This is a genomic window from Bacillus sp. ISL-46, assembly GCF_018613205.1.
Genome location: NZ_JAGGQR010000051.1, coordinates 35214 through 58445 on the forward strand (window position 1 = coordinate 35214; position 23232 = coordinate 58445).

27 protein-coding genes and 1 pseudogene are annotated in these 23232 nt (G+C 37.3%); 14 read left to right on the top strand and 14 right to left on the bottom strand.

Annotation, left to right across the window (positions count from 1 at the left end; genetic code table 11):
• Positions 1–29: 29 nt before the first annotated feature.
• The gene (locus J7E67_RS23595; RefSeq protein ID WP_214732930.1) at positions 30–2132 is read left to right on the top strand and encodes a hypothetical protein; all 2103 of its coding nucleotides are present in this window, start codon (positions 30–32) and stop codon (positions 2130–2132) included.
• 60 nt (positions 2133–2192) lie between these two features.
• A complete protein-coding gene (locus J7E67_RS23600; RefSeq protein WP_214732976.1) occupies positions 2193–4130 on the top strand; it encodes a beta-propeller fold lactonase family protein in 1938 nt (645 codons plus the stop codon).
• A gap of 111 nt (positions 4131–4241) precedes the next feature.
• Here the strand turns inward: J7E67_RS23600 and J7E67_RS23605 are convergent, their stop codons facing one another.
• Both J7E67_RS23605 and J7E67_RS23610 read right to left on the bottom strand, forming a co-directional pair.
• Positions 4242–4508 (bottom strand): hypothetical protein, encoded by a 267-nt coding sequence (locus tag J7E67_RS23605; protein WP_214732931.1) that lies wholly within the window; start codon positions 4506–4508, stop codon positions 4242–4244.
• A gap of 259 nt (positions 4509–4767) precedes the next feature.
• Entirely contained in the window at positions 4768–5157 is a 390-nt protein-coding gene (locus J7E67_RS23610) for a YmaF family protein (protein ID WP_214711882.1), read from the bottom strand.
• A 1038-nt stretch (positions 5158–6195) separates the two neighbouring features.
• Here J7E67_RS23610 and J7E67_RS23615 point away from each other — a divergent pair.
• A complete protein-coding gene (locus J7E67_RS23615; protein WP_214732932.1) occupies positions 6196–7605 on the top strand; it encodes a GH1 family beta-glucosidase in 1410 nt (469 codons plus the stop codon).
• A gap of 88 nt (positions 7606–7693) precedes the next feature.
• Positions 7694–8401 carry a GntR family transcriptional regulator gene (locus J7E67_RS23620; protein WP_214732933.1) on the top strand — a complete coding sequence of 236 codons (708 nt, stop codon included), beginning with the start codon at positions 7694–7696 and terminating at the stop codon, positions 8399–8401.
• A gap of 169 nt (positions 8402–8570) precedes the next feature.
• Here the strand turns inward: J7E67_RS23620 and J7E67_RS23625 are convergent, their stop codons facing one another.
• The 3 genes from J7E67_RS23625 to J7E67_RS23635 all read right to left on the bottom strand — a co-directional run bounded on the left by J7E67_RS23625 (position 8571) and on the right by J7E67_RS23635 (position 9375).
• A complete protein-coding gene (locus J7E67_RS23625; RefSeq protein ID WP_168241186.1) occupies positions 8571–8687 on the bottom strand; it encodes a YjcZ family sporulation protein in 117 nt (38 codons plus the stop codon).
• A gap of 418 nt (positions 8688–9105) precedes the next feature.
• Positions 9106–9201, bottom strand: a complete 96-nt coding sequence (locus J7E67_RS23630; RefSeq protein ID WP_214711879.1) for a YjcZ family sporulation protein — start codon at positions 9199–9201, stop codon at positions 9106–9108.
• A gap of 69 nt (positions 9202–9270) precedes the next feature.
• The gene (locus J7E67_RS23635; protein ID WP_214711878.1) at positions 9271–9375 is read right to left on the bottom strand and encodes a YjcZ family sporulation protein; all 105 of its coding nucleotides are present in this window, start codon (positions 9373–9375) and stop codon (positions 9271–9273) included.
• A 414-nt stretch (positions 9376–9789) separates the two neighbouring features.
• Between J7E67_RS23635 and J7E67_RS23640 the strand changes: the two genes are divergently transcribed.
• Entirely contained in the window at positions 9790–10176 is a 387-nt protein-coding gene (locus tag J7E67_RS23640) for a YppG family protein (RefSeq protein WP_214711877.1), read from the top strand.
• A gap of 530 nt (positions 10177–10706) precedes the next feature.
• On the opposite strand, the gene J7E67_RS23645 is transcribed toward J7E67_RS23640, so the two are convergent.
• The 3 genes from J7E67_RS23645 to J7E67_RS23655 are packed head-to-tail and all read right to left on the bottom strand — an operon-like array spanning position 10707 to position 12047.
• Entirely contained in the window at positions 10707–11234 is a 528-nt protein-coding gene (locus J7E67_RS23645) for a permease (protein ID WP_214732934.1), read from the bottom strand.
• Complete coding sequence (locus tag J7E67_RS23650) at positions 11231–11713, bottom strand: hypothetical protein (protein ID WP_214732935.1); 483 nt, start codon at positions 11711–11713, stop codon at positions 11231–11233. Before J7E67_RS23650 ends, J7E67_RS23645 begins: the two co-directional genes overlap by 4 nt.
• Positions 11706–12047 carry a PadR family transcriptional regulator gene (locus tag J7E67_RS23655; protein WP_214732936.1) on the bottom strand — a complete coding sequence of 114 codons (342 nt, stop codon included), beginning with the start codon at positions 12045–12047 and terminating at the stop codon, positions 11706–11708. Before J7E67_RS23655 ends, J7E67_RS23650 begins: the two co-directional genes overlap by 8 nt.
• A 116-nt stretch (positions 12048–12163) precedes the next feature.
• On the opposite strand from J7E67_RS23655, the gene J7E67_RS31925 reads away from it, so the two are divergent.
• Positions 12164–12289, top strand: a complete 126-nt coding sequence (locus J7E67_RS31925) for a TetR-like C-terminal domain-containing protein (protein WP_214732977.1) — start codon at positions 12164–12166, stop codon at positions 12287–12289.
• 619 nt (positions 12290–12908) lie between these two features.
• On the opposite strand, the gene J7E67_RS23665 is transcribed toward J7E67_RS31925, so the two are convergent.
• The gene (locus J7E67_RS23665) at positions 12909–13394 is read right to left on the bottom strand and encodes a hypothetical protein (RefSeq protein WP_214732937.1); all 486 of its coding nucleotides are present in this window, start codon (positions 13392–13394) and stop codon (positions 12909–12911) included.
• Positions 13395–13655: 261 nt separating this feature from the next.
• Between J7E67_RS23665 and J7E67_RS23670 the strand changes: the two genes are divergently transcribed.
• Both J7E67_RS23670 and J7E67_RS23675 read left to right on the top strand, forming a co-directional pair.
• Complete coding sequence (locus tag J7E67_RS23670) at positions 13656–14246, top strand: hypothetical protein (RefSeq protein WP_214732938.1); 591 nt, start codon at positions 13656–13658, stop codon at positions 14244–14246.
• 321 nt (positions 14247–14567) lie between these two features.
• Positions 14568–14798, top strand: coding sequence for a helix-turn-helix domain-containing protein (locus J7E67_RS23675; RefSeq protein ID WP_214732939.1), 231 nt, complete (start codon positions 14568–14570; stop codon positions 14796–14798).
• A gap of 603 nt (positions 14799–15401) precedes the next feature.
• Here the strand turns inward: J7E67_RS23675 and J7E67_RS23680 are convergent.
• Positions 15402–15854: a C40 family peptidase gene (locus J7E67_RS23680; RefSeq protein WP_214732940.1), complete on the bottom strand. Its 453-nt coding sequence runs from the start codon at positions 15852–15854 to the stop codon at positions 15402–15404.
• Positions 15855–16130: 276 nt separating this feature from the next.
• Between J7E67_RS23680 and J7E67_RS23685 the strand changes: the two genes are divergently transcribed.
• The gene (locus J7E67_RS23685) at positions 16131–16544 is read left to right on the top strand and encodes a type II toxin-antitoxin system death-on-curing family toxin (protein WP_214732941.1); all 414 of its coding nucleotides are present in this window, start codon (positions 16131–16133) and stop codon (positions 16542–16544) included.
• Positions 16545–17098: 554 nt separating this feature from the next.
• Here the strand turns inward: J7E67_RS23685 and J7E67_RS23690 are convergent.
• Positions 17099–17611: a GNAT family N-acetyltransferase gene (locus tag J7E67_RS23690; protein WP_214732942.1), complete on the bottom strand. Its 513-nt coding sequence runs from the start codon at positions 17609–17611 to the stop codon at positions 17099–17101.
• A 217-nt stretch (positions 17612–17828) separates the two neighbouring features.
• On the opposite strand from J7E67_RS23690, the pseudogene J7E67_RS23695 reads away from it, so the two are divergent.
• The 4 genes and pseudogenes from J7E67_RS23695 to J7E67_RS31930 all read left to right on the top strand — a co-directional run.
• Positions 17829–17957: pseudogene (locus J7E67_RS23695) on the top strand (DUF4275 family protein); the annotation flags it as partial.
• A 106-nt stretch (positions 17958–18063) separates the two neighbouring features.
• Positions 18064–18525: a GNAT family N-acetyltransferase gene (locus tag J7E67_RS23700; RefSeq protein ID WP_214711866.1), complete on the top strand. Its 462-nt coding sequence runs from the start codon at positions 18064–18066 to the stop codon at positions 18523–18525.
• Positions 18526–18552: 27 nt separating this feature from the next.
• Complete coding sequence (locus J7E67_RS23705; protein WP_214732943.1) at positions 18553–19074, top strand: GNAT family N-acetyltransferase; 522 nt, start codon at positions 18553–18555, stop codon at positions 19072–19074.
• A gap of 312 nt (positions 19075–19386) precedes the next feature.
• Positions 19387–19515, top strand: a complete 129-nt coding sequence (locus tag J7E67_RS31930; protein WP_285290454.1) for a hypothetical protein — start codon at positions 19387–19389, stop codon at positions 19513–19515.
• Positions 19516–19922: 407 nt separating this feature from the next.
• Here J7E67_RS31930 and J7E67_RS23710 read toward each other — a convergent pair whose 3' ends face one another.
• Both J7E67_RS23710 and J7E67_RS23715 read right to left on the bottom strand, forming a co-directional pair.
• Positions 19923–20273 carry a DUF805 domain-containing protein gene (locus J7E67_RS23710; protein WP_214732944.1) on the bottom strand — a complete coding sequence of 117 codons (351 nt, stop codon included), beginning with the start codon at positions 20271–20273 and terminating at the stop codon, positions 19923–19925.
• Positions 20274–20396: 123 nt separating this feature from the next.
• Positions 20397–21671, bottom strand: a complete 1275-nt coding sequence (locus J7E67_RS23715; RefSeq protein WP_214732945.1) for a C40 family peptidase — start codon at positions 21669–21671, stop codon at positions 20397–20399.
• A 318-nt stretch (positions 21672–21989) separates the two neighbouring features.
• On the opposite strand from J7E67_RS23715, the gene J7E67_RS23720 reads away from it, so the two are divergent.
• On the top strand, positions 21990–22145 hold the full coding sequence (locus tag J7E67_RS23720) for a YwzD family small protein (RefSeq protein ID WP_214732946.1): 156 nt from the start codon (positions 21990–21992) through the stop codon (positions 22143–22145).
• A gap of 211 nt (positions 22146–22356) precedes the next feature.
• Here the strand turns inward: J7E67_RS23720 and J7E67_RS23725 are convergent, their stop codons facing one another.
• Positions 22357–23154, bottom strand: coding sequence for an SGNH/GDSL hydrolase family protein (locus tag J7E67_RS23725; protein ID WP_214732947.1), 798 nt, complete (start codon positions 23152–23154; stop codon positions 22357–22359).
• Between the last annotated feature and the right edge of the window lie 78 nt (positions 23155–23232).

Below are 23232 nucleotides of genomic sequence, written 5' to 3' on the forward strand. Positions count from 1 at the left end.
ATAAATTATGATGTTGAAAGGATATTATTATGCAAAACAAGCCATGGAAAGTGATGTCATCTATTGCACTTGCATCCACTTTAGTACTAACTGCTGGATGTACGAGTGATAAGAAAGTTGCTAAAGAAGAAAAAACATCAGAACAAGAGCAACAAGTAAGTAAAGAAGTGACAAACGCTTCTGTAACAGTACCTGTGACAGATTATACGTTTGATACAGCAGGTAACATGTTTGCATATGCAGAATTTGAACTTTCAGGAGAACCCTTAGTAGAGGGACTAGGGCTTGATTTGGATGTTCTTGATCCCAAAAAATTAGATTCGCCCACAAAGTTTGATTATACAGCAGGAATTGAATCGTATGAATATTCAGAGGAAGCTATGTATGAAGTGGTAGAAAAATCAGGGTTAGGGCTACATTTAATTAATGGTCCAGTTGTCAAGGAATTAGCTAAAAAGCAGGGGAAAGAATCACATGAATTATTAGGAGAGCGTTTCTATAAATTAGCTGATGCAGTTGGCTATCCTCGTGAAGAGATTCATAGGAATATGTTTCCTACCTTTATTGAATATGCAAAAGGTGATCCTCATTATATTCAAGAAGTAGATACTTCTAGCTATGCTTCAGGAGATGAAAATACTTACGTTCCTCAATATCAAGTTAACTTTAAGTCACTTCGATGGGATCGTAATAAAATGGATAAAGTATTAAATCCAGCAGCATATGGGGGGGCATTCTTAAAACAAGCTCTTTGGGCCGGAGATTTTATGAGTGGGTTTCATACTGTAGACGGTGATGAAGAATTGGAAGGTGAAACACCTACTGATGATCATAATGAAAACGTCGCCATTGGTGTCAGCTCAGCAGATGGTATGCAGGGAGCCATCCTAGTAGAGGAAATTTGGAACAAATTAAATTACGTTCGTAATCACTTATTTTACAAGGCAAATGATAAGAGATTACTTCCAGCAAGTGTTGGAAGTCAGTATGATCCATCAAAAGGCTATGTGTATTTACCTCATACAATCCAAGTAAAAGAAGACGGAAATACAGACGTTCCTAATGCTGAGTCACTAGAAGTAACAGATGCGCGCAGCATTTTAACAGATCAATGGTTAATGCTTTGGCCGTCATCTGAATTCTTCGGCACTACAGATCAGCGTCCAGAAAATAAAAATGTCGCACCATCATTCCGAGCACTTTTTGACAGTGATCCTTATCCTGCTGCACCTAAAGTAAATCTTGATAACAATGCAGGAAACGATGTGACTGTAAACGATCCATACTCTGTTAACCGTGACGTACTGCTTCATGTGTTTAAAAACATTGATGCCATGCACTTTAATGAAAAAGAAGGTGCATTTGTAGTTGAACATAATGGTAAAGAGCAAGGAAATTATGTAGATACGTTTAATGCAGGCTATACAATTGAATCACTTCGTATTTTCCAGCGTGCAATTGATGGTCTTCCAGTTGGATATGCAAATGCAGAAGACGCTGAAGGATTAAATACAGTTGAAGGTAAACGTGCAATTGAACTAATTAAAAAACAAGCAGATTTTATCATTGATAAACTGATGACAGATTCAGGCCTAGTTGCAAAAGGCTATACATTCGGTAAAGGTGCAGATGAGGAAACAACATTAAATGCACAACTTGGTGCCGTTCGTGGCTTAACAGCAGCATATCTTGCAACAAAAGATGAAAAATATCGTAATGCTGCTCGTACCGTTTATCAAGCAATGGATGAAACGCTTTGGGATAATGAGGCAAAAGCCTATGAAACTGTGAAAGGCGAAATGAAATATGATGCCTTTACTGCAGGTGGAGTATCTGCTGTCTTACGTGTTGCGATTAATAACTTAAGCAATATGGAAGGTGATGAAAAACAGCCAGAAGCATTGGAAGTGGAAACCATTATTTCACGATATGTTGATTTTTATGAAACTGTGATAGATGGTCCAGATCTTAAACAAGGAATGCAGGCAAGTGAATTCTGGGATACAGGTGATTTTTACATTGATGGTGATGAGTCTGGAAACACAGATGGAGATCAAGTTCCACAAACTCAAGCGGGTCATGGTAAATACGGCATTGCACCTGTTCTTGTACCTGTTGAAGTAAAAAAATAAAGATAAAGAGGGTAGATAATCGTGAAGAAAATTGCCCTTTTCTGGTTAACGCTCCTATTGATGGGGGCGTTAGTTGGTTGTAAGGAAGGAATAAACGCAGTTATAAAAGAGAAAGAGCCAGGAGTTGTCCGCGACTATGCTGTTAACAGCAACAATATTGTTATGAATAAGGCTGGTAATACCATTTATATAGCCAATATTGATGTAAATACAGTTACCATTGTTGACAGTCAAACAAAAAAGGTGACAGCTGAAATACCTGTCGGAAAATCCCCTGTACAGCTAACCCTTTCACCAGATGAAAGTTTATTGTATGTTTCCTGTAGGTATGACAATAAAATTGACATCCTATCAATTGAAAAAGAAAAAGTGGTCGATTTTCTTGATGTCGGAATTGAACCATATGGTGTTGTAACAAGTCAGGACGGTAAAAAGCTGTATGTTGCAAACTACCGATCTAGTACATTATCAGTAATCGATCTAACTAATAAAAAAGTTGAGTCTAAGATTAAAGTCGGCGATCGACCTAGAACATTAGCGATTACGGCAGAAGGGCAAAAGTTATATGTTCCGCATTATTTAGATGCGAAAATTAGTGTGATTAATACCGAAACTGAAAAAATAAGTAAAGTAATTTCCCTTGCCGATTCACCAGATAATAACGATCGCAAAAAAAGCCAAGGGATTCCAAATACCTTAGAACAATTTGTGATAGATCCCGATGGAAAAAAAGCTTGGATTCCTCACTTGTTAACAAATGTTGATGCACCTATTCACTTTCAAGAAACGATTTTTCCAGCCATCTCTGTCATTGATTTAACGACTGATGAAGAGTTGATTGATGAACGGAAAGAATTGTTCGAAGAAATTAATGTCACAGATAAAAAGAATGACACAATCATTTCCTCGAATCCTTATGATGTCGTCTTTCATCCAAACGGCAACAAAGCATATGTTGTCATGTCTGGAAGCGAAGATCTCGTTGTGTTTGATTTAAATCGTGGTGGCAATGCAACGCAGATTCTAAGAAGAATTGAAGGAAATAATCCAAGAGGTGCCGTGATTTCACCAGATGGCGAAACCGTTTATGCTCACAACGCTATGAGTCATGATCTTGCCGAGATTTCTACTGGAGGAGACAGTCCATACGCTCGTGCAAAAATGAAAGGTGAAAATCTTGAGTTGATATCAAAAGATCCTCTGTCCCCACTAGTAAGAGAAGGGAAAACGATTTTTTATAGTGCCAATAGCGAAGAGTTTGCGACAGGAATTACAGGGAATAATTGGATGAGTTGTATTTCTTGTCATGCTGATGGTGAAACAAATGGACTTACTTTAAAGACTCCAAAAGGACCAAGAGATGTTCCAAGCAATGTTTTAACGACAAAAACCGGATTATTTATGTGGGATGGCAGTCGTGATGATTTTACGGATTATCTATTGACTGTGCAGGGTGAAATGGGTGGCATGACAGAATTTGATCCGGGAAAACCACTCCCTGAAGATGTCCGGCATATGTATGATGCGATGTTTGCCTATCTCGATGATCCAGATTCATTCCCAGTCCCAAAAAGTCCTTACCGTACTAAGGATGGAAGCCTGACCTCTACAGCAGAGGATGGAAGAAAATTGTTTGAAGGGAAAGCAGGCTGTATTGCATGTCATGCAGGGACCCAATTTACTGATAGCGTAAAGGCTATTGGTGAAAACGGTCATTTGGCAACTAGAAATACTAATTATTTGCATAATATCGGTACTACTAATCCGTTAGATAAACCATCTAAAGGTGATGCTAGAGCAGGTTTTACAAACCCAAGAGATCCTCTTCATTTTGATGTTCCAACATTAAGAGGGGTATGGGCAAGTGCACCTTATTTCCATGATGGCAGTGCTAATACGATTGAAGAGGTTATTAAGCGAATTCGATATGAAGGAAAGCCTACGTTTACAGACGGTGAAATATTAAAAATAGCCGAATATGTCCGTTCTATAGAATAGAGGGTAATCAAAAAATAGACAAGGAGCTACCTTTAATTTCGCAATACCAGTAATTTTTACAAGAAAGCACCGTGAAAACGGTGCTTCATTACCCCTTTGAAAGGTTGGGAATCATATCTGCCCTGGATAAAATGCCTCGTTTATTTCCCAAGACTCAACGATCTTACGGGCTACAGTAGGTTCATATCCCATACCCATAAGGTACGTAATAGCCGCAACTTCTCGTAAGGCATGAGGAAAAGAAGTGTGCTGGGCTTCTTGTAATCCATATTGAACAAGAGGTTCAACGTTACTTAATACTGTGTGTTTATAATGGTGTGGGCTATAATGATGTGGTTGATTAAAGTGATAAGGATTGTATTGGTAAGGGTTATACAAAATTCAGTCATCTCCTTAGATAAATAATTTGTAAAGTCATCATTAGTCTATGTGTGTTTTAACATGGGTGAAACGGATAGTGGAAAATTAATAGAGAAATGAGTTGGAGCGGTGCCTTTATTAAGATTAAGGATGCCTCAGTTAAAGAAGATAAAAAAAGCCGATTCCTTTGAACTGCACCCGAATTGTTAGACACACTCTAACAATTCGGGTGCAGTTCACCATTAGGAAATCGGCTTTTTAATGGGGTGAAACTTCGCTAGGCGCTAGGGCTAGTTGTACCACTATATTTATGTGAATGAGGATGGACTCCGTTAACTGTCGTCACTCCGTGAAAATTATGATAATGTCCAACTCCACCAGGTAAGGGAATAGCAGGACCCGTTGTGCCTCGGATTTCATGTTTATGGCCATCATCCAACGAAGTCACGGTAAAGTAATTATGAGTATGTTGTACACCAGTAGGGGCAGGTTCCGTTGTCCCTGTATATCTATGGTCATGCCCTCCCATAAAAGAGGTCACTCCTGAAAAATGATGTCTATGAATAGGTGTGCCGTTCCAAGACGTCAGATATAATTGGTGAGAATGCTCAGTATCCATATCTGAATCACTTGAATGAATGATAAACCCAGTAACCGGAATTTCCATATCTTTTCCCCCTTTTCTAAATCGCTCTTACAATTTATGAAAAAACTAAATCATTCATGTCCTTTTTCGAAATAAACATAAGGAGAAAGAACCCAGAGTAGGCTTCCTTTCCATTTAAATGGACTTGACTAGGGTTTTTATTAAAAAGGGTAACTTATTGGTTTAGGTTTTGAGAAAAGGGAAAGACAATAACCTGATCCAGGCTGAAGGCCTGGATTTTTAGTTTTTTAGTGTTTTTTTAGGAGGTTTGGGGCAGGAAAAAGACAAGTGGCTGATAAAATGCCGAAAGTGGCCGATAAAATCGAAAAGCGGCAGATAATGAAAAAGTGGCTGATAAAGTGATCGAAGTGGCCGATAAATCCTGAAAGTGGCCGATAAATTGTTCTTCGGGTAAATCCGATGGCAGGGTTTTATTAAAAAAGGTAACTAAATGGTTTTAGGTCTTGAATTTAGGCTGGTCCAATGGAATAAGGAGGAGTAAAAGTTACCAGAACCAGTCTATCGACTGGCTTTTTGGGTAGTTTGAGGTGGAAATAAGGGAGTGGACAGTAAATAGGGGAAAGTGGACAGTAAGTTGATCGAAGTGGACAGTAAAAATCAAAAGTGGACAGTAAACTATGAAAAGTGGACAGTAAACCATGGAATCTAGTATCTTAACCTAAAATTTTCATCCCAGCATGATTAAAAAAGGTAACTAAAAAGCCTGCCACGGTCCGAAATCCAGTCCAAAAAATAAAAGGTTCTCCATAAGCGGCAAACACAATGACCTTAGCCAGGAAAAACCCCAGCTTTTTAGCTTTCTTGTTAGTAGTTGAACAAAGGGGAAAGGTTATAATAAATGGCGAAATATGGAGTATAAAAGGGCATGAATTATTAAATCGCACTCGGATTTAATGATCCATTTCAGTAGATACTATCTAGGAAGTTTTTCTAGTCAAAAATAAAAAAACGGTATATAATCATATTGATATTTATACCTATAAATAATATATATAGTAATAAATTTAATAAGTTGGTATAAAAATGGAGGGGAAATAAATGAAGTTTCCGCATGATTTTTTATTCGGCGCTGCTTCTGCTTCTTATCAAATAGAAGGAGCGTGGAATGAAGATGGTAAAGGGGTAACCAATTGGGATGTCTTTTCAAAGATTCCGGGGAAAACGTATGAGGGCACCAATGGAGACGTAGCCATCGACCATTATCATCGCTACAAAGAAGATATTCAATTAATGGCAGAGATGGGATTGGAGTCGTACCGATTTTCGATTTCATGGGCACGTATTTTGCCAACTGGTGATGGTGAAGTTAATGAAAAAGGCTTGGAATTTTATAATAATGTGATCGATGAATGTTTAAAGTATGGGATTGTGCCATTTGTTACGCTCTATCATTGGGATTTGCCACTGACGCTGGAAGAAGACGGCGGATGGACAAATAAGCGAACAGCGGAAGCCTTCGTCAAGTATGCGAAAATTTGTTTTCGGTCCTTCGGTGACCGCGTTAAACATTGGATTACCTTTAATGAAACGGTTATGTTTACCGGCTTAGGCTATTTAAAAGGGGCGCATCCGCCTGGGATCCAAAACGATGAGAAAAAATACTTTCAAGCGACACATTACGTGTTTTATGCCCATGCAAAAGCCGTCGAAGTCTATAAGGGGCTGAATCATTACGGCGAAATTGGAATTACCCATGTATTCTTACCAGCTTACAGCGTAGATGACCAACACGGGAATGTCCTAGCTGCCCGGCATGCCAATGAATATGAAACGTTTTGGTATTATGACCCCATTTTAAAAGGCGAATATCCATCTTACGTGGTCGAGCAATTACAGGAAAAAGGCTGGACGCCAACTTGGACAGACGAAGAGCTGGATACCTTAAAAAGAAATGCCGGAAAAAATGATTTTATCGGACTGAATTATTATCAGCCGATTCGTGTCGAAAAAAATCACGAAGCTGTTTCAACCATGGAACATTCACGAGAAACCTCGACGCTGACTCCAGGCAACCCGTCGTTTGATGGCTTTTATCGGACCGTGAAAATGGAAGATAAAACCTATACAAAATGGGGCTGGGAGATCTCACCGCAAGGATTTTTAGACGGGCTGCATATGTTAAAAGAGCGTTATGGAGATATCAAAATGTATGTAACCGAAAACGGACTCGGTGATGAGGATCCGATCATTGAGGGTGTAATCGTCGATGTTCCTCGGATTAAATATATTGAAGCGCATTTAAAAGTGATTAAGCGTGCCATCCAAGAAGGCATTCATTTAAAAGGGTATTACGCCTGGTCTGTCATTGATCTCCTAAGCTGGTTAAACGGTTATAAAAAGCAATACGGATTCATATACGTCGATCACAAGGATTACTTAAACCGAAAGAAAAAGCTGTCGTTTCATTGGTATAAGCAGATCATTGAGACGAGAGGAGAAGAGCTCTAAGTAAAAAAGAAAGCCTCTTGATATTAATCAGGAGGCTTGATGTATAATAAAGTCATTAAATAATGGAACGAAACAATAGGGAGATTATATGGCTATAAAATATAAAGAAATAGCGGATCAATTAGAACGGGACATTCGGGATGGGAAATTCGATCACACGAAAAAGCTGCCGACAGAAGAAGAACTGCTAAAACAATTTGAAGTGAGCCGTAATACGATTCGAAAAGCCATTAATCAGCTCGTCAATCGCGGCCACATCTATCAGGTGCAGGGCAGCGGCATGTTCTTACGGGAAAAATCCGAAACCGATACGATCAATTTAGGCAGTCTTCGAGGCTTAACTAAAGATTTGACTTCAAAAAACATTGAGACGAAAATTCTCGATTTACACGTGCTAGAAGCCGATGAAGAGAAAGCAAAACAATTGCGGTGTGAAGTCGGAACCAAGCTTTATTATATTAAGCGGCTCCGCATCGTAGATCAAGAACCCTTCTCGATTGAAATCAGTTATTTTAAAAAAGACATTGTCCCCTACTTAAACGAAGAGATTGCCTCAAATTCAATTTATAGTTACCTGATCGACGACTTAAAATTAACGATTGGTTTTGCGGACAAAGTCATCTATTGCGAAAAAATCGATGAAGCCAGTGCGGAATTGCTCCAGGTTCATCCGCTCGATCCAGCCTTAATTATCGAAAACACCGTCTGTTTAACGAACGGAACCATCTTTGAATTATCTCAATCCATCTTTCATTATCAAAAAGCAAAAATCTTAAATCGCATCAATTTTAAATAAAAAACGGTTAAGACTCCTGTTCTTAACCGTTTTTTAAATACTGTGCACATATGCTTTTCGCAGAATAAACATATGAAAGAAAGAGCCCATACTAGGCTCTTCCTTCCGATCGATCATTTGAAAATGACGATTGTATTCTCAAATGAACATGTTCAGATTGTCTCTAAAACTAAAATGTGGAAAGAACGATAATTAATAGAATGAACAATACAACGATTAAAACAAAGCTGTTGCCGCTATAACCACCGCCGTAGCCGTAACCGCCACCGTAACCGCAAAATCCCATATCTTTTCACCACCTATTTCGTTTGTGGATGTTAATTACATCCCCACCATTATTATATTTTTTACAAGAGAACGTGATTGGACATGCACCGTTTTTTTGAAGAAATCCGCGATCGGACCGTCATTTTTCTTAACTGATAAAAACAAGAAGAAGCGTATGCATTATGAAATACGCTTCTTCCAGAGGTGATTCTATGTGTGTGCTTGGCGGCGGAGAGATTCCTGTCTCTCCCTAATAAGCTATGCAAAAAGAATAAGAAGGACTGGACAAGCGTTGAGAAAGGTTAGAAAAATTTTTTGCCTCCTTTCTCAAGCAGACTGCTCAGAATACGAGGTATTCTGTTTATTTATGCTTGGAAAAAGGACAGATTATTTCAACCTGTCCTTCCTTCAAAAAAGTGACCTGTCACTTGATTAAATTAGTAGCCTCCCATGAAGGAAGCTCCGATGATGATAAGCAAGATGAAAAGTACAACGATTAACGCAGTTGAACTATTTCTATGTCCATCACTCATGTTTCTCACCCCATTTTGAAAATGACGATTTAATGCTCAAATGAAACAAGCTCAGATTGTTCCACTAAACTAGAATGTTGAAAGAACGATAATTAATAGAATGAACAATACAACGATTAAAACAAAGCTGTTGCCGCTATAACCGCCGCCGGAACCTCCATAACCATAGCCCATATCTTCTTCACCACCCATTCGTTATTGAGGAAGTCATTTCCATCCTCTCCATTAATATATTTTTTCCACCGAAACATGATTGGACAACTTCCCGTTTGTTATAAAAATCCGCAATCGTACCGTAAATTGGATCAACCGGAAAAAAACAAAAAGAAGCGAATGCTGGTGTCATACGCTCCTTTTCGGAGGTAATAATATGTCTGTTCTTTACGGCGGATGAGAGATTCCTGTCTCTCCCTAATAAACTATGCAAAAAGAATAAAGCGGACTGGACAAGCGCTGAGAAAGGGTTGAATTTTTAAAAAAAATAATCAAAATGCCTGCTTTTTTATTTTTTTGTACAAGTATCCACACTTTGATACAAAACCAATCATAGCTTATCTAAGAGAGGATAAAAGCGAGGTGGAGAAGTAATTGGATGGGGATCATCATCATCAAGAACAAAAGCCGGCAAGAGAAATTGACCCTTTTTCTAGATTCATGTTTGGAAACCGTAAACGTAGAGAAACACACAAAGAAAGCGAAAACCATGCAAAAGAAAATCCGGAACAAAACAAACGATCGTCTTCAGATGATTGGTTTTTTGGACGTAGAAAAAAGGAACCTGCAACAGCTCATAAAAACAGGCAGCAACAGACGCAAAGCACCCAGAGTAAAATAGAAAACTTTATGAACAATGTTGATATTGACTTACTTATGCAAACCTATGACACCTTCGTTACGACAACCAAACAATATAAACCATTACTTAAAGGGATCATACCCTTTTTCAGTAAAATAGGAAAAAAATTTAAAAAGTAGCTTTTTAGTGCCATGGCTAAAAACATAGAAAATACCTACATTTGAAGTGTAGGTATTTTCTATTGAACCCCCTCTTTAATATGCAGTTATTTATTAATGGGATTATAGCTCTAATCCTTTCTAAACAAATTGCACAAGTTCCCGTTTGTTCAAAAAAATCCGTAATCGCACCGAAATTTTTTTCATTTGATTCGATAGGGAGTCCCATATTCGGGTGAATATATTTCCAAATATTGTCTAATTGTACAAAACACCTAGATTTTCGTACAAAACCCATAGATTTTTGTACAAAACCCGTTAGAAATTGCACAAAACCATGTTGAAATGGCACAAAACCCTGTTGAAATGGCACAAAACCCTTTGGAAGTTGCACGAAACCCCTTGAAATGGAATCACCCCCCCTTTTTTAGTAAGGCTCTTTTCGTAAACTTTGTTGCTTTTGGGGCTTAATAAGGGCCATAAACTAAGTTTCTAGGCAATTTTCGGAAATGTTCTTACGAAAAGATGCCACGAAGTTTATCGATCTAAATCTAAACGTCTTTAGTTATATCAAACTTTAACAATTGTCGATGCTTATAAAATTTCTCAAAAATAATACCCATTAAATAGAAAAATAACAAACCAAAACAAATGTGAATGAGTGTAAATTTAACTCCAAATGAAGCAAATTCATATACAATAACCGGTAATTTTGCAGTTGTCCAAACTCCTAAAAAAAATACAATATAGCGTATGCTTGCTCCTTTTTCTAATAAAAGTGCCGCAATTGGAAAAGCTACGTAGAGGGGACCAGCTGCAATAACTCCTAATAATAGGGAGAACAAAATGCCATAGATGCCGGATTTCCTCCCCATATATCTAATTAGTGTTTCTTTCTCCACCCATTTGTCAAGCAAACCTACGAAGATTAAGACAGGAGGGAGTAGAAACAGCATATCTAAAATACTTTTTCCTGTTAATTGAAACGCGTTCCATCCCACCGATTGGTTAATAAAAGTAAGGATAATGAGCCCAAATAATAAAATGAAAAAGAAACGATATCTTTTTAATTCATTCATCCCATCACCACCCAAATAATATATGAAAATAGTAGAGACATTAACAGTGCAGACGCATTGCGAGAATAGGCAAAACTTCGCCCAAATATCTTTTGTTCCATAGGTAAAGTTGTGATTCCTACTGACATTAATGTAGACATTAATACAGCTACTTGAGGGAGTCCTGCACCATTTTGGACTAATGTATGTCCAAGAGGAAATACAACAAAGCTTGGAACTAGTGCAATAGATCCAATTAATGCTGAGTAAACAATACCTGTCAATCCAGATTTATCTCCAATGATTGAAGAAATTAAGGATGGAGTTAATATAGATAGTGATAGTCCAACGAAAAGCATAATTGATAGCATGTCAGGTATAATATTACGAAAGCTTTTCCATGACTTTAATAGAGCATCTCTTGTTTTATTTCGATCTTTTATAAAAGAAATACTGAGAAGAATAATAGCCATAGCGTAAAGGATAGCACCATTAATCATGATTAGACTCCTTCCATTCTTTGTATTTATTTAAGAAAAATGATAAGTTCTTCATTTTTTCTTCGATATCTATTTGAAAATCTTCTAATTTTCTTTTTCCAACTGTAGTAATTTTGTACATTTTTATCAGCTTATCTTGATCAGATGTGTCCAAATAAGACTCAACAGCACCTTCTTTCTCTAATGTTTTTAATGTGCGATAAAGAATGGCACTATCAATTGGATTGATGGGAAGCTCTTCTTCACATTTCTGCAGAAGTTTCCCTCCATAGCTATCTCCCTCTGTTAAAAACAGCAGAAGAAATGCACCTGTATGTCTCCCTGTATGTTTCATGAAATATATAACCCCCTATTTTGAATGTAAAATTTTTTCGGCAACACTTTACTGTTAATAACAGTATACTGTCATCAACAGTAATATGTCACTGACAGTATGTCCTTTTTTAAAAAATTTTTGTACAATTTTTCAGTTCAGCTTTCGTAGGGTTAGTTGGATGGTGGCTTAAGAATGGAATGACAATTCCATCTCGTGTGATGGCAGAACAAGCGGGGATATTGTTTAAGAGGAATCTATAGTTATCTCCTATGAAATTAACTCCCTTATAATTTAGAATGACAGAAACAAATTGATAGTTTAAGAAATTCGTCTTTCACTGATTTAATAAGAAATTAGAATGTGAGAATTCAAAAACAAAAAGAACGATCTTCGGAAACAGTGGGAAGAAGCATTCATGAAGCACCTTAGCAAATCCCAAAAACGAAAGATTTATTTTCATCAGCAACTTGAAAGCACCATTTCATTTCAACGATCTAGCTGGGCTTTTTATATTTAACGATGTACATTTTCCTGACGCTACCACATCATAGAGAGCAAGAATGTGAAATATTGTACTCTTTTATGTCATATTTGACCCAAAGGGCGTCATAAAAGGCTAAATTAATAGCCCCTTCTCACCCTACTGTCAAGATTAACAACTTCACCTTTAGATTGGGTTTTTGACGATTGCTTCAGGCCTTTTAAAGATAAAGTAATAATAATACCGCTAAAGATACTGGATAGGATTGCACTTCCTATCCCCATAAAAATAAGCCAAAGCAACTTATTATCAATTGATTTACGATACAAATCTTTCACCTCAAATGTATGCAATTAGAGGTATTATTTGTAAATTTGTTAGAAGTATGCAGATTCTATCTAGACAATAGTATTTCTAATTAACCTAATATGAATTGGTAGTATAAGACCGAAAGCAATAAGAAACACAATTATTGAAATTAACCAATTCCATCCTTTAAATTTCATATACCCAACATAGACCATCCCAAATTCTATTAAAAGTGATATTAAAGTGAAACCGATTGTCAATTTCCATTTATTATCCTTTGTAAGGAAGTTTAAATAAAGTATTGCAAGTGAGGTTGGTATAAAGGTATAACTGAGAATATCTCCAAGTCCAGCTTTATTCGGATCCCCTATATCATAAAGATCGAAACCCCTGGCAAGTAGACCATCGCTAAACCAAGTAACAAACCCTACTACCCCAAATGTAATATAGATTTCCCTCCAGGAAATGTTCTTTTTGGGGATTATAAGGGCTGTTATAGCAAATAAAACACTTGCTGCAACAGGAAACCACAGTCCCTTTGCTCCTAAGTCTAAATTTTCTATAAATTGCCGCATTTATCTTTACCCCTTTAATTTTGTATTTTATTTTTAGCTATTGGAAAGCGTTATATACTATGTGAAATAATCAAATATTAATATACAAAACAAGTAGATTGTGAACAATTATACTTAAGCTAACGTGGCAGTTTAGTTGAAGAATAAACTTTCAAGAGAGAATTTTATCTCTGTACATAAACAGACGCAAAAATAGGAAGATTATTTAGGGAATAAATTAGAAAATTTTGTACAAGGAATAAATTAAAAAGGATGGTTTCATTGGAAGATAATCGGATAGAACAATTTGATAAAATTGCAAAATCGATTAAAGAGGCTCGTAAGGATTTAATTGATTATTGGATAGATTATTCCGTATATACTTCCTTCGAATACTGGATGGTAGTAGCTCTGTTTATTGCTCCCCTCATTGTTCTGTTTTTTAAAATTGATAAAAATAAAATCTTTCATATTGGATTTTATGGACTTTGCGTTCATATGTTAGCTTTTTATATTGATACATTCGCTAGAGAGCTGGGTTTTTGGAATCACCCATTTCCATTAATACCATTGATTCCAGGTTTTGCAATAGACTCCAGTATTATTCCTGTTACGTTTATGTTGGTGTACCAATGGACACTAAATCATAACAAAAATTATTATATCTTCTCTGGTATAACTGCATTAAATTTTGCATTTTTAATGAATCCGATTTTCGTTTCAATGGATTTACATAGAATATACGGAAAGACTAACTACATACACGTATTTTTAGGCTATGTTTTGGTTATTGTTTGTGCAAAGTTCATTACAAATGTTTTTTTATGGACCGAAAGGAAATATTCGAAGACAAACCAAGTGAATCTTGAATAATAAAATCAAATTTCTAATTATTTTTTTATCTGAAATAATAAGTAAGTGAAAAAAACGATGAATTCATAATACATTGCAATAACTACATATATATTGGAAACAATCTTGCTTTACAGAGTGCATTTATTTTGTGATGTGTTTCACTTAAAGTAACGGGTGCTTTAGTGAAAAACGTGGAGTAAAATAAAGGAGCTGGAGATACATTTCCAAACTCCTTTTTAATGTGTAATTATGGTTTATTCAAAATCAATCTTAAACTTTAACATAGCCTTTTATTTTCCCTTTAAGTTCATATTATAGAAACATTATGAGCGTTCAGAAATGGAGCGGGATTTAATAGTTGAACGAACTAAAGCAGGATTAGAGAGTGCAAGAGCAAGAGGAAGAAAAGGCGGGACACTTAAAGCGGACAATAAGAAAGTTGAAAAAGCCATTAAGCTATACAATAGTAAACAATACACCGTAAAAGAAATTGAAGAAATGACAGGAGTATCAAAAGCCACATTGTATAGATCAATTAGACAAGAAAACCAAGAATCTCGCCTTTCCTAAAAAGACGAGTTTTTCTTTTTATTTGGCCCTGTTAAATTATGGTGTTGATTTTCTTGGTAAACAAACGGGGCAGGTAGTTGAAGAAGAATATGATAAAATTTATAATAAAAAAAGCTATGCTTTTTAAGGGCATTGTTTTTATGCAATTTCATTGAAAAAATACTTCCTATAAAGTTCTTGCCGTAAACTCCCACTTAACTGTGAATATATATCAGAAAGGCGGTGCACTGTCCCTTTAGTAGGATTTGCTTTCTGAAAATTCAATATCATCTTTGTACCTAAATAATCTGATTATATATATAGGTAACCAATTAAAAATTAATGTTTTCAATATGTTTATTATATGTATCAGTATTTTAAGGTCATTAAGGTATATATGTCTTAAATGATGTACCTTGTGCTAGATTTCTCGAAAACTACTGTTTATCGGATACATATAAACAATGATAAAGGGTGCATCACGTCAACGCTTTTTTTCTGATACTGTATATAAGGGGCAGTTTAGTTTAAAAAAGAAAAAGCCTGTATCGATGATAACTTAGTTATTATCGATACAGGCTTTTAAATTTAATACTTATATATATTTAACTTCCTAGATGGTCGTTAAACGCGTTTTGTTCCAACATATCTTGGATGCCAATAGGGGTTGTTTGTGCTTGTAATCATGACTCCTTTTGAAGAAGAAGACATAATCATTTTACCATTCCCGATATACATCGCAACATGTGTCGGCTGACTTGCCTTGGTTGGAGCAAAGAACATTAAATCACCTGGCTGTATATAATTATAGATACGATATCCGTTTCCATAGAACATTTGAGCGGCGGTTCGGTTTAGCGTTCTTCCAGCTTTTGCATATGAATATTTAACAAGTCCTGAACAATCAAAGCCACTTTGTGATATTCCGCCCCAACGATAAGGTACTCCTAAATTAGACTTTGCAACCGAAACTGCTTTTGAATTATAATATGCTGCTTCCGCTTTATCACCCATGTTAGCAAACAAAGAGCCGCAAGAAACGATAATGACAAATGCTACGATGAATTTCTTTAGCATGATTGTTACCTCCTAGTGTGATTTGTTAGTTTTAATATACTAGGAAGGTGTAACAGAGACATCACAGCCAAATTACAATTTCATTACAAAATTATATTGATATAATTTTATGTGTTCCGAGCATCCTCTAAACTTCTCAAACCGTTATCCCTGATGAATCGTATCCAAGAAGGATCTTTCAAAACGGACAAAACTCGTCAATTCTTGGAGCAAATGAACGATATGATTAATGAATACGACCAAACCTTTAAAAACTTGGTTGATAGGTAGGTAATCATGGACGAAGTAAAATATTTAACAGATCATCAAGTAATGTTTCTGAATACTCACCAAATAAGATTGTATTCACCAAAAGAACCACTAGGTGTGAAAGATAAGGGGCTTTTAAGTAGCGCAGTTAATCGTCCGAAACAGAGCCCATTTGGGGAAGATGCCTATCCTGCCATTTATGAAAAGGCAGCAGCCCTATTTGAAAGTTTATTAAAAAATCATTGTTTTCATAATGCAAATAAGCGAACTGCTTTTGCTAGTTTGTATATGTTTCTAAGACAAAATAAATATCGGTTAATTGTCCATCTGAAAAGGGCAGAGGATTTTTGCGTTCAAATCGTGGATCCAGAACAGCCAGATGTATCCTTTGAGGAAATTGTCACTTGGATTCACAAATGGACGGAACCAGAATATTTTTAAAGATGTACTACATTGGTGGGTCTTTTTTGAAATGGGGTATTTGTAAGAGGTTTGGCAGTGGAAAAAGGCAAGTGGCCGATAAAATGCTCAAAGCGGCAGATAAATCCTGAAAGTGGCCGATAAAAATTGTATCACATAAATAAATAGCAGGGTTTTTATTAAAAAAGGTAACTTTTATAAAAATGAACTCGGGTCTTCGGTCCCTATTCCTCGTTCTTGGTTGCGACCTTTCCTTGGCTCCGAGATGAATCCGAGAATCAGACAACGTAGAGACCGTAATCGAAGCGTTCGTGTGTATCAATCTTTGATACTGCTAAGGAAATCTCACGATTTCCTCAAAAACAAAAACCACCCTTTCGTAAAAGGCGGTTAAATAACAGGTCTTATATGTGGGAATGACATTAGCACCTTTCGGTGCCGTTGCACCCGGTTGTCTTTGTAGAATAGCTTGTAGAACAAGGAGTCTGATTCCCACAAACGTATTTTTGGGGGTAAACTGTAACCAGAAGTCTGGTGTCAGTTACCAGTTTGGCATTCCCTGAAGCTACCTCTATTTAAAATTCAACCCCAAACAACTTAAGCTCCTCCGGATCATGAGCGAGCACAATCATTCGTTCAAATTTCATTCCGACCTTTTCAAGCAGCCTCGATGAGCCATCATTATCCTTTGATGTAATAGCCACTATCCGCTTCAGACCGAGTTGTTCCCTTCCATGGACGAGCGTGGCCGAAGCGGCCTCAAAGCCATAACCCTTCGCTTGAAACCTTGTTAAAAAAGCAAAGCCAAGATCGACATCCTCTAAAGAATCGCGTTTAATCAATCCGCAAATCCCAACCGGAGTCCTCTCCGCATCCTTTAGCTCCGTCAAATATAGACCAAAGCCCAGCCGGGAGTACATCTCCATCGGTCCCGTTACAATGTAGTTCCGAGCATCTTCTAACGTCCGCACCCCTCGATCACCGATGAACCGTATCCAAGAAGGATCATTCAAAAGCTCGAGAATAAACGCGGCATCCTCGGGTGTTAACCAGCGAAGGATCAACCGTTCTGTTTCAATCACTTTCAACTAAAATACACCTCATTTTATGGTTTTTTTGAAAAATCGCTAACTAAGTCAAACTATATCATGTATCCTGAAAAGGAAGATGCTATTTCAACTACCATATCCTAACACCATCTTATTTCTGTAAAAAGAGGTGAATCCCTTGCTCTGGCTTCTAGTTTCTTTCATTGGATTAATCATAGTCATACTAACCACTCGATATTACTACAAAGAAAGTAAAGACATCATAAATGAAATGGACGGTTATATAGATGATGTCTATGTAGTGGATAAAGATTTTACATGGACCTATATCCTGACGCATGAATACTTTTGTGGACCCTATTTTTATCAGCCAGGGGAGGAATAGTCGTTTTATCTTATTCAGCAACGAGGATAATAGGAAATTATTCTAAATCTTGAGTTGAAGAAGCAATGATAAAATGAGAGAAAATCCAATTTATAGAGGTAGTAATATGGATATCCGGAAACTAAAAATAAAAGAAGAACCTCCAATAGAATTGTTGTTATTAGCTGATCCTTCTCCAACACTTGTTGAGGAATATCTGCATAGGGGAGAATGCTATGTAGCTGAGAGTGATAATCATATTATTGGGGTGTATGTGCTCCTGCCGACGAGACCTGAAACTGTGGAATTGGTGAATATAGCAGTTGCGGAAAACCAGCAAGGGAGGGGCATTGGAAAACAATTAATAATGAGTGCGATTCAAACAGCCAAGCAAAAAGGATACAAAACCATAGAGGTCGGTACTGGAAATTCCAGCATAGGGCAATTGGCTCTTTATCAAAAATGTGGTTTTAGAATAACGGATGTCGATATCGACTTTTTTATTAAGCACTACCCGGAAGAGATTTTTGAAAATGGGATACATTGTAGAGATATGGTTCGATTATCTCAAGATTTACGAGAGCTTTAATGTAATTGTATTAGAGAGGAGAGCACAATGACCACTAATTTTATAAAATTAACTGAACCTACCTCAAACATCGTAGAGGTGTTTAATCGTTGGGAAAACGACCCTGCATTAATTCCGTTGACTCGCCCGAACCAAAACCAATCAGAAATGGAACGTCGTGAAGAAATGTCCCTGGAGGACTTAACAAAACGCTTGGAAGACCATCACATCTATCTTATCTATCTCAATGACCAGTTAATCGGTGAAATGAACTATGTGGTCGATCCAAACTATCTCTACAAAAAAGAGCCTGGGACCGCCTGGATCGGAATCACTATTGGTGAATCCGAAGGACGAGGCAAAGGGATTGGTTATGATGCCATTCAATATATGGAGGAACAGATTAAGAAGCAAGGGCTGAAGCGGATTGAATTAGGCGTTTTTGAATTTAACAAACAAGCACAAAAACTCTATCAGAAGTTAGGCTACAAAGAGATCGGCCGGATCGAAAAATTTACATATTGCCATGGTAAAATGTGGACGGATATTCGAATGGAGAAGTATCTATGATACTGAAGTAGTTGTAGGTAGATTTCCAACAAATCAATTCACATGAAAAAGTAGCATATGAATTTGCTTTTATATTAACTACAAAAATTAACACATAAAAACGCTTGGAATTTCCAAGCGTTTTTTGTCAGCTATTTATTCTTTGAAAATCCTATTATTTATGGAATAAATCTCATGATAAAAAAGCACGATAAAATTAGCCGCTAAAAATTACGTTTTAGGAAGCAAACGATCCTACTTACGTTACTTCAAATGGTGGCTTATTTGAAACATCAGGGAAAATCTACGCATGATGACAGAGGAGGAAATACGATGACAAACCGAAATAACAATCGAAATCAGCCCCATACTGGAAGTAATAAGGCAGATACAGAATTTGGAGGCGAGCTGACACAAAGTAAAAAAGCTAGGAAACAAGCCGCAAGAGATAGTAAAAAATAGTTAAGTGTAATGGATAACCATCGTCTAAGGAATGGTTATCCATTTTATTCCGTCTTGATACTTTTACTTCCTGCGTTATCGACATCCCCCAGCTAATGGAGAATAGGCTTGAACACCGATCCCAATAGAAGCCTCAGTGAGAATCATCGACAGAGAGTCCACATCGGTCAGGGCGGACAGGACGGACAGGACGGACAGGAAATTTAAAAAAAATGATCTCAATCTTCATTCCCTATACCTCACGCACGGCTGCGACCGATCCCTTGGCTTCGAGATGAATTCCAGACACTGAAAACCTAGACTCTGCTTAAGACTTGGATACTGTATCAAATCAGGGCTAATTAAGGAAATCTCCCGATTTCCTCCAAAACAAAAACCGCCTTTTAACAAAAAAGGCGGTTAAAAAACTAGAACGTTGCTTTCGGGTTTGGTCCAAATTGGTTGTCATCAGCTTGACTATCCGAACAGGTAAAGATAAGGAGGACAATCGCACCAACCAAAGGAACAAGGCTAATTAAAATCCATGCGCCGCTTTTGCCGGCATCATGCAGCCTGCGAATTGTAACAGCTAGTGATGGTAACAGGACGGCTAAAGAATAGAGCCCATAAAATAATGGGTATGTACCTAAGACCCCATCAATAGCGGCTAAAATAAGCATGGCGATCATATTGAAGAGAACAAACATCCAATATTCCTTCCGTCTTGCTCTACCTGAAAAGCCTACATAATTCTTTAAGACTTTTAAATACCATTCCATTAAACGTGTGCCCCCCTAAAAAAAAATGATAAAAACTAGAATAATTGACTATTGTTTTATTAGTATGCGATTAACATAAAAAAATTCCAACAAAAATTTTTAGACTAGTCTTACCACTATTTTTTAGTAGAAACGCTTAAAGCTCGCAAAGTGTGCCTGGTAATACGGGCTTTGCAAATTGGAAATCATCACACCTGAATCATTGGCATGGATGAACTGGTTGTTGCCGAGGTAGATTCCTAGATGGGAAATCCCTTTTTTATATGTATTTTCGAAAAAAACAATGTCGCCCGCTTTTGGCGTATTGACATAATAGGTGCGGTCATAGAAGCCTGCAGCTGAAGTACGGCTAATTTCAATCCCTGCTTGTTTGGCAGCATAATAAACAAACCCGCTGCAGTCAAAGCCAGACGGAGTACTGCCGCCCCAGACATAAGGAATACCGATTAGTTTCCTGGCACTTGCGACCATCTTTGCGGCGAAATCCGCGTTATCAGTTGGTTCGGTCTTCGTGTCAGTCACTTTTAGTTTAGGGACCTTGAGTTTTTGGCCTACATTAATCCGGTCGGAGGTTAATTTGTTAAGAGCTTTCAAATCTTTAACTGAAATCTTATATTGGCCAGCGATTTTACCAAGCGTATCCCCGCTTTTAACGATATAATCTGTCACTTCCGTCTGCTTTACAACAGGTAATGAAGTAGCAGGCGTGGTTGTCACTGGTGGCTTCGGTGTTGTAGGTGTCACAGGTTTTCCTGGAGACGCTGGTGCCTCCTGCACAGGAACCTTCAGTTTTTGGCCAACATAAATCATGTCGGACTTTAGTTTGTTAAGTGACTTCAAATGGCTCACCGTTGTTTTATGTTTCCCAGCAATTTTGCCAAGATAGTCGCCGCTTTTTATCGTGTAAACACTGGTAGCTGCTGTAGATGTCTTCTGAGCGGTTGCACCTGTTTTCGGCTTTGCAGTTGGCGTCGTCGGCGTCGGAGATGGTTTTGCTGCGGTCGGTGTCTGTTTAGGAGCCGCCACTGTAAGCTTTTGACCGACACGAATAATCGTGGTATCAAGCTTGTTCCACAGCTTCAGTTCACCAACGGTCACATGAAAACGGTTGGCAATCTTAATCAAGGCATCACCTTTTACAACGGTGTAAGTGGCTGGCTTTGAAGCCTGAGTCAGTTTGCTAGCGACCGTAATCTTGAGCATTTGATTGACGGAGATAAAATCCGACTTCAATCCGTTTGCTGATTTTATTTCTTTGACACTCGTATGATATTTTTGAGCGATTTTCGATAAGCTATCGCCTTTTTGGACCTTGTATGTATCGGCCAGGGCAGTTCCTGCAAAAACGGTCGAAAGCAGGGCAGCTGTCGATAAGGCACGAACAATGGTTTTCTTCATCTAGCAAATCACCTCTTTTTCTACACATTTTTAATAATTTTACCATAGTTTTCTAGTAGTTTGATAAAAAAGTTACAAATCTTGACTGAATTACTAGAAAAGAGGTGAAAAACTAGAATAATTTGCTAAATTAACGGCAGAAAACACCCAACCCAAAACCTGCTTAATAGGACAATTTCCTCTCTAAATCGTTGAAATAATGACAATATTAGATAGTTTTCATATTATTTCCACAAAAGTCGACTGGACATACATTTACAAGAAGCTATTGTTCTAGTAGAATTGGGAATTAGATTAAACTAAAGGAGGAAAAGAAAGGTGGATCGTACAGCAGAAACTAGAATCTCCAATGTTGCAAATTTCTCAGAGATCGTGAGAAGGGCATACGAAACGGGCAAAAACGAGAATGGCATCACCCTAGAAAAACTAATCGCAGACTTAACAGCAGACCTGAAAAACTTGATGGCTGTCTAATCATATATATATAAACAAAGGACTGTCGAAGTAAAACTCGACAGCCCTTTTTAATTGTAGGAAAGGATAAAAATCCTAGTTTCTTCTATTATATAGTGTTGTTAACGTTGATAACGTTTTCAGATAATAACCTATATTCCATTTTTATTGGGTTAGTTTGGCTAGGAAATCTTTTTGACCTTACGGTCACGTGAATTAAAAAAGCGAATCATTATTCTGATTCGCTTTTGCTGTTAGTTAATAATTTTATTATGTATTCACTCCACACTTGGTTGCCTTTTTCACTTGGGGCGCTCATGTCCGGTTTAAGATAGTCTTTCATCGCGACAGTATTTGGATCAGGCCATGCTGTCCAATGGTCGAGATAGGTAAGTTGCTTTTCCTGTGCATACTTTTTTAGTTCAGCTACCTGGCGTGGGTAGATTTCTGCTTTATAAAGCGGGAAGGATGGCTGCAGGATAAAGGCCGTATCAGGTTTGTTCGCCTGGATGTCATCAATAATCTTAGATGTATTTTGTAAGGTATCTTTAATTAGTACTTCCCCATTATTCATTAGAATAAACGGCTCAAATATAATTAAATCAGCATTAACTGCCGCAATTTCTTCTTGTTTATTGTTATAAAGTAATTGAGTCGAAGTGGAATTAAAGGTTTTGAGCTCTACGTTGATATGCTGCTCGCCCAATGTTTTAATTAGCTGCTCTTTAATAAGCGGAAAAGAACCATCTGTCTCAGAACCAATCGCAGGAGAACCAGTAAAAAGAATGGTAAATGGTTTGTCCTCTTTTAAGGATTGCTTAAATTGATCAACAGCGTTGGTAGGCCAATTACTTGTGAGTTTAAGTAATTCCTGTTCCTCCGCGTTTTGGTTATCTACCTTAGTTTTGGATGACTGATTAATCGGTTTACTTTTTGCTGATGCTTGCTGTTCCTGATTCCAATGTGTTTGACCTAAATAGAGGACAATAAGGAAGCCGATGCCTAATAATGCTGTTAGAAATTTCTGCATAACTAAAAAAACCCCCAAATATAGATTGCATATTAATTATAGCAGATGGGAAATAAAAATTTGCTCAATTTCGATTTA

Excerpts from the sequence above, each read along its gene's own strand:
- J7E67_RS23610 (WP_214711882.1), bottom strand. The coding sequence starts at position 5,157 with ATGGAAATTCCGGTTACTGGGTTTATCATTCATTCAAGTGATTCAGAT.
- J7E67_RS23715 (WP_214732945.1), bottom strand. The coding sequence starts at position 21,671 with ATGAAGAAAACCATTGTTCGTGCCTTATCGACAGCTGCCCTGCTTTCG.
- J7E67_RS23595 (WP_214732930.1), top strand. The coding sequence starts at position 30 with ATGCAAAACAAGCCATGGAAAGTGATGTCATCTATTGCACTTGCATCC.
- J7E67_RS23685 (WP_214732941.1), top strand. The coding sequence starts at position 16,131 with ATGGACGAAGTAAAATATTTAACAGATCATCAAGTAATGTTTCTGAAT.
- J7E67_RS23645 (WP_214732934.1), bottom strand. The coding sequence starts at position 11,234 with ATGAATGAATTAAAAAGATATCGTTTCTTTTTCATTTTATTATTTGGG.
- J7E67_RS23635 (WP_214711878.1), bottom strand. The coding sequence starts at position 9,375 with ATGGGCTATGGTTATGGAGGTTCCGGCGGCGGTTATAGCGGCAACAGC.
- J7E67_RS23625 (WP_168241186.1), bottom strand. The coding sequence starts at position 8,687 with ATGGGATTTTGCGGTTACGGTGGCGGTTACGGCTACGGCGGTGGTTAT.
- J7E67_RS23705 (WP_214732943.1), top strand. The coding sequence starts at position 18,553 with ATGACCACTAATTTTATAAAATTAACTGAACCTACCTCAAACATCGTA.
- J7E67_RS23655 (WP_214732936.1), bottom strand. The coding sequence starts at position 12,047 with ATGAAACATACAGGGAGACATACAGGTGCATTTCTTCTGCTGTTTTTA.
- J7E67_RS23620 (WP_214732933.1), top strand. The coding sequence starts at position 7,694 with ATGGCTATAAAATATAAAGAAATAGCGGATCAATTAGAACGGGACATT.
- J7E67_RS23665 (WP_214732937.1), bottom strand. The coding sequence starts at position 13,394 with ATGCGGCAATTTATAGAAAATTTAGACTTAGGAGCAAAGGGACTGTGG.
- J7E67_RS23725 (WP_214732947.1), bottom strand. The coding sequence starts at position 23,154 with ATGCAGAAATTTCTAACAGCATTATTAGGCATCGGCTTCCTTATTGTC.
- J7E67_RS23615 (WP_214732932.1), top strand. The coding sequence starts at position 6,196 with ATGAAGTTTCCGCATGATTTTTTATTCGGCGCTGCTTCTGCTTCTTAT.
- J7E67_RS23675 (WP_214732939.1), top strand. The coding sequence starts at position 14,568 with ATGGAGCGGGATTTAATAGTTGAACGAACTAAAGCAGGATTAGAGAGT.
- J7E67_RS23650 (WP_214732935.1), bottom strand. The coding sequence starts at position 11,713 with ATGATTAATGGTGCTATCCTTTACGCTATGGCTATTATTCTTCTCAGT.
- J7E67_RS23710 (WP_214732944.1), bottom strand. The coding sequence starts at position 20,273 with ATGGAATGGTATTTAAAAGTCTTAAAGAATTATGTAGGCTTTTCAGGT.
- J7E67_RS31930 (WP_285290454.1), top strand. The coding sequence starts at position 19,387 with ATGACAAACCGAAATAACAATCGAAATCAGCCCCATACTGGAAGTAAT.
- J7E67_RS23630 (WP_214711879.1), bottom strand. The coding sequence starts at position 9,201 with ATGAGTGATGGACATAGAAATAGTTCAACTGCGTTAATCGTTGTACTT.
- J7E67_RS23600 (WP_214732976.1), top strand. The coding sequence starts at position 2,193 with ATGGGGGCGTTAGTTGGTTGTAAGGAAGGAATAAACGCAGTTATAAAA.
- J7E67_RS23700 (WP_214711866.1), top strand. The coding sequence starts at position 18,064 with ATGGATATCCGGAAACTAAAAATAAAAGAAGAACCTCCAATAGAATTG.
- J7E67_RS23680 (WP_214732940.1), bottom strand. The coding sequence starts at position 15,854 with ATGCTAAAGAAATTCATCGTAGCATTTGTCATTATCGTTTCTTGCGGC.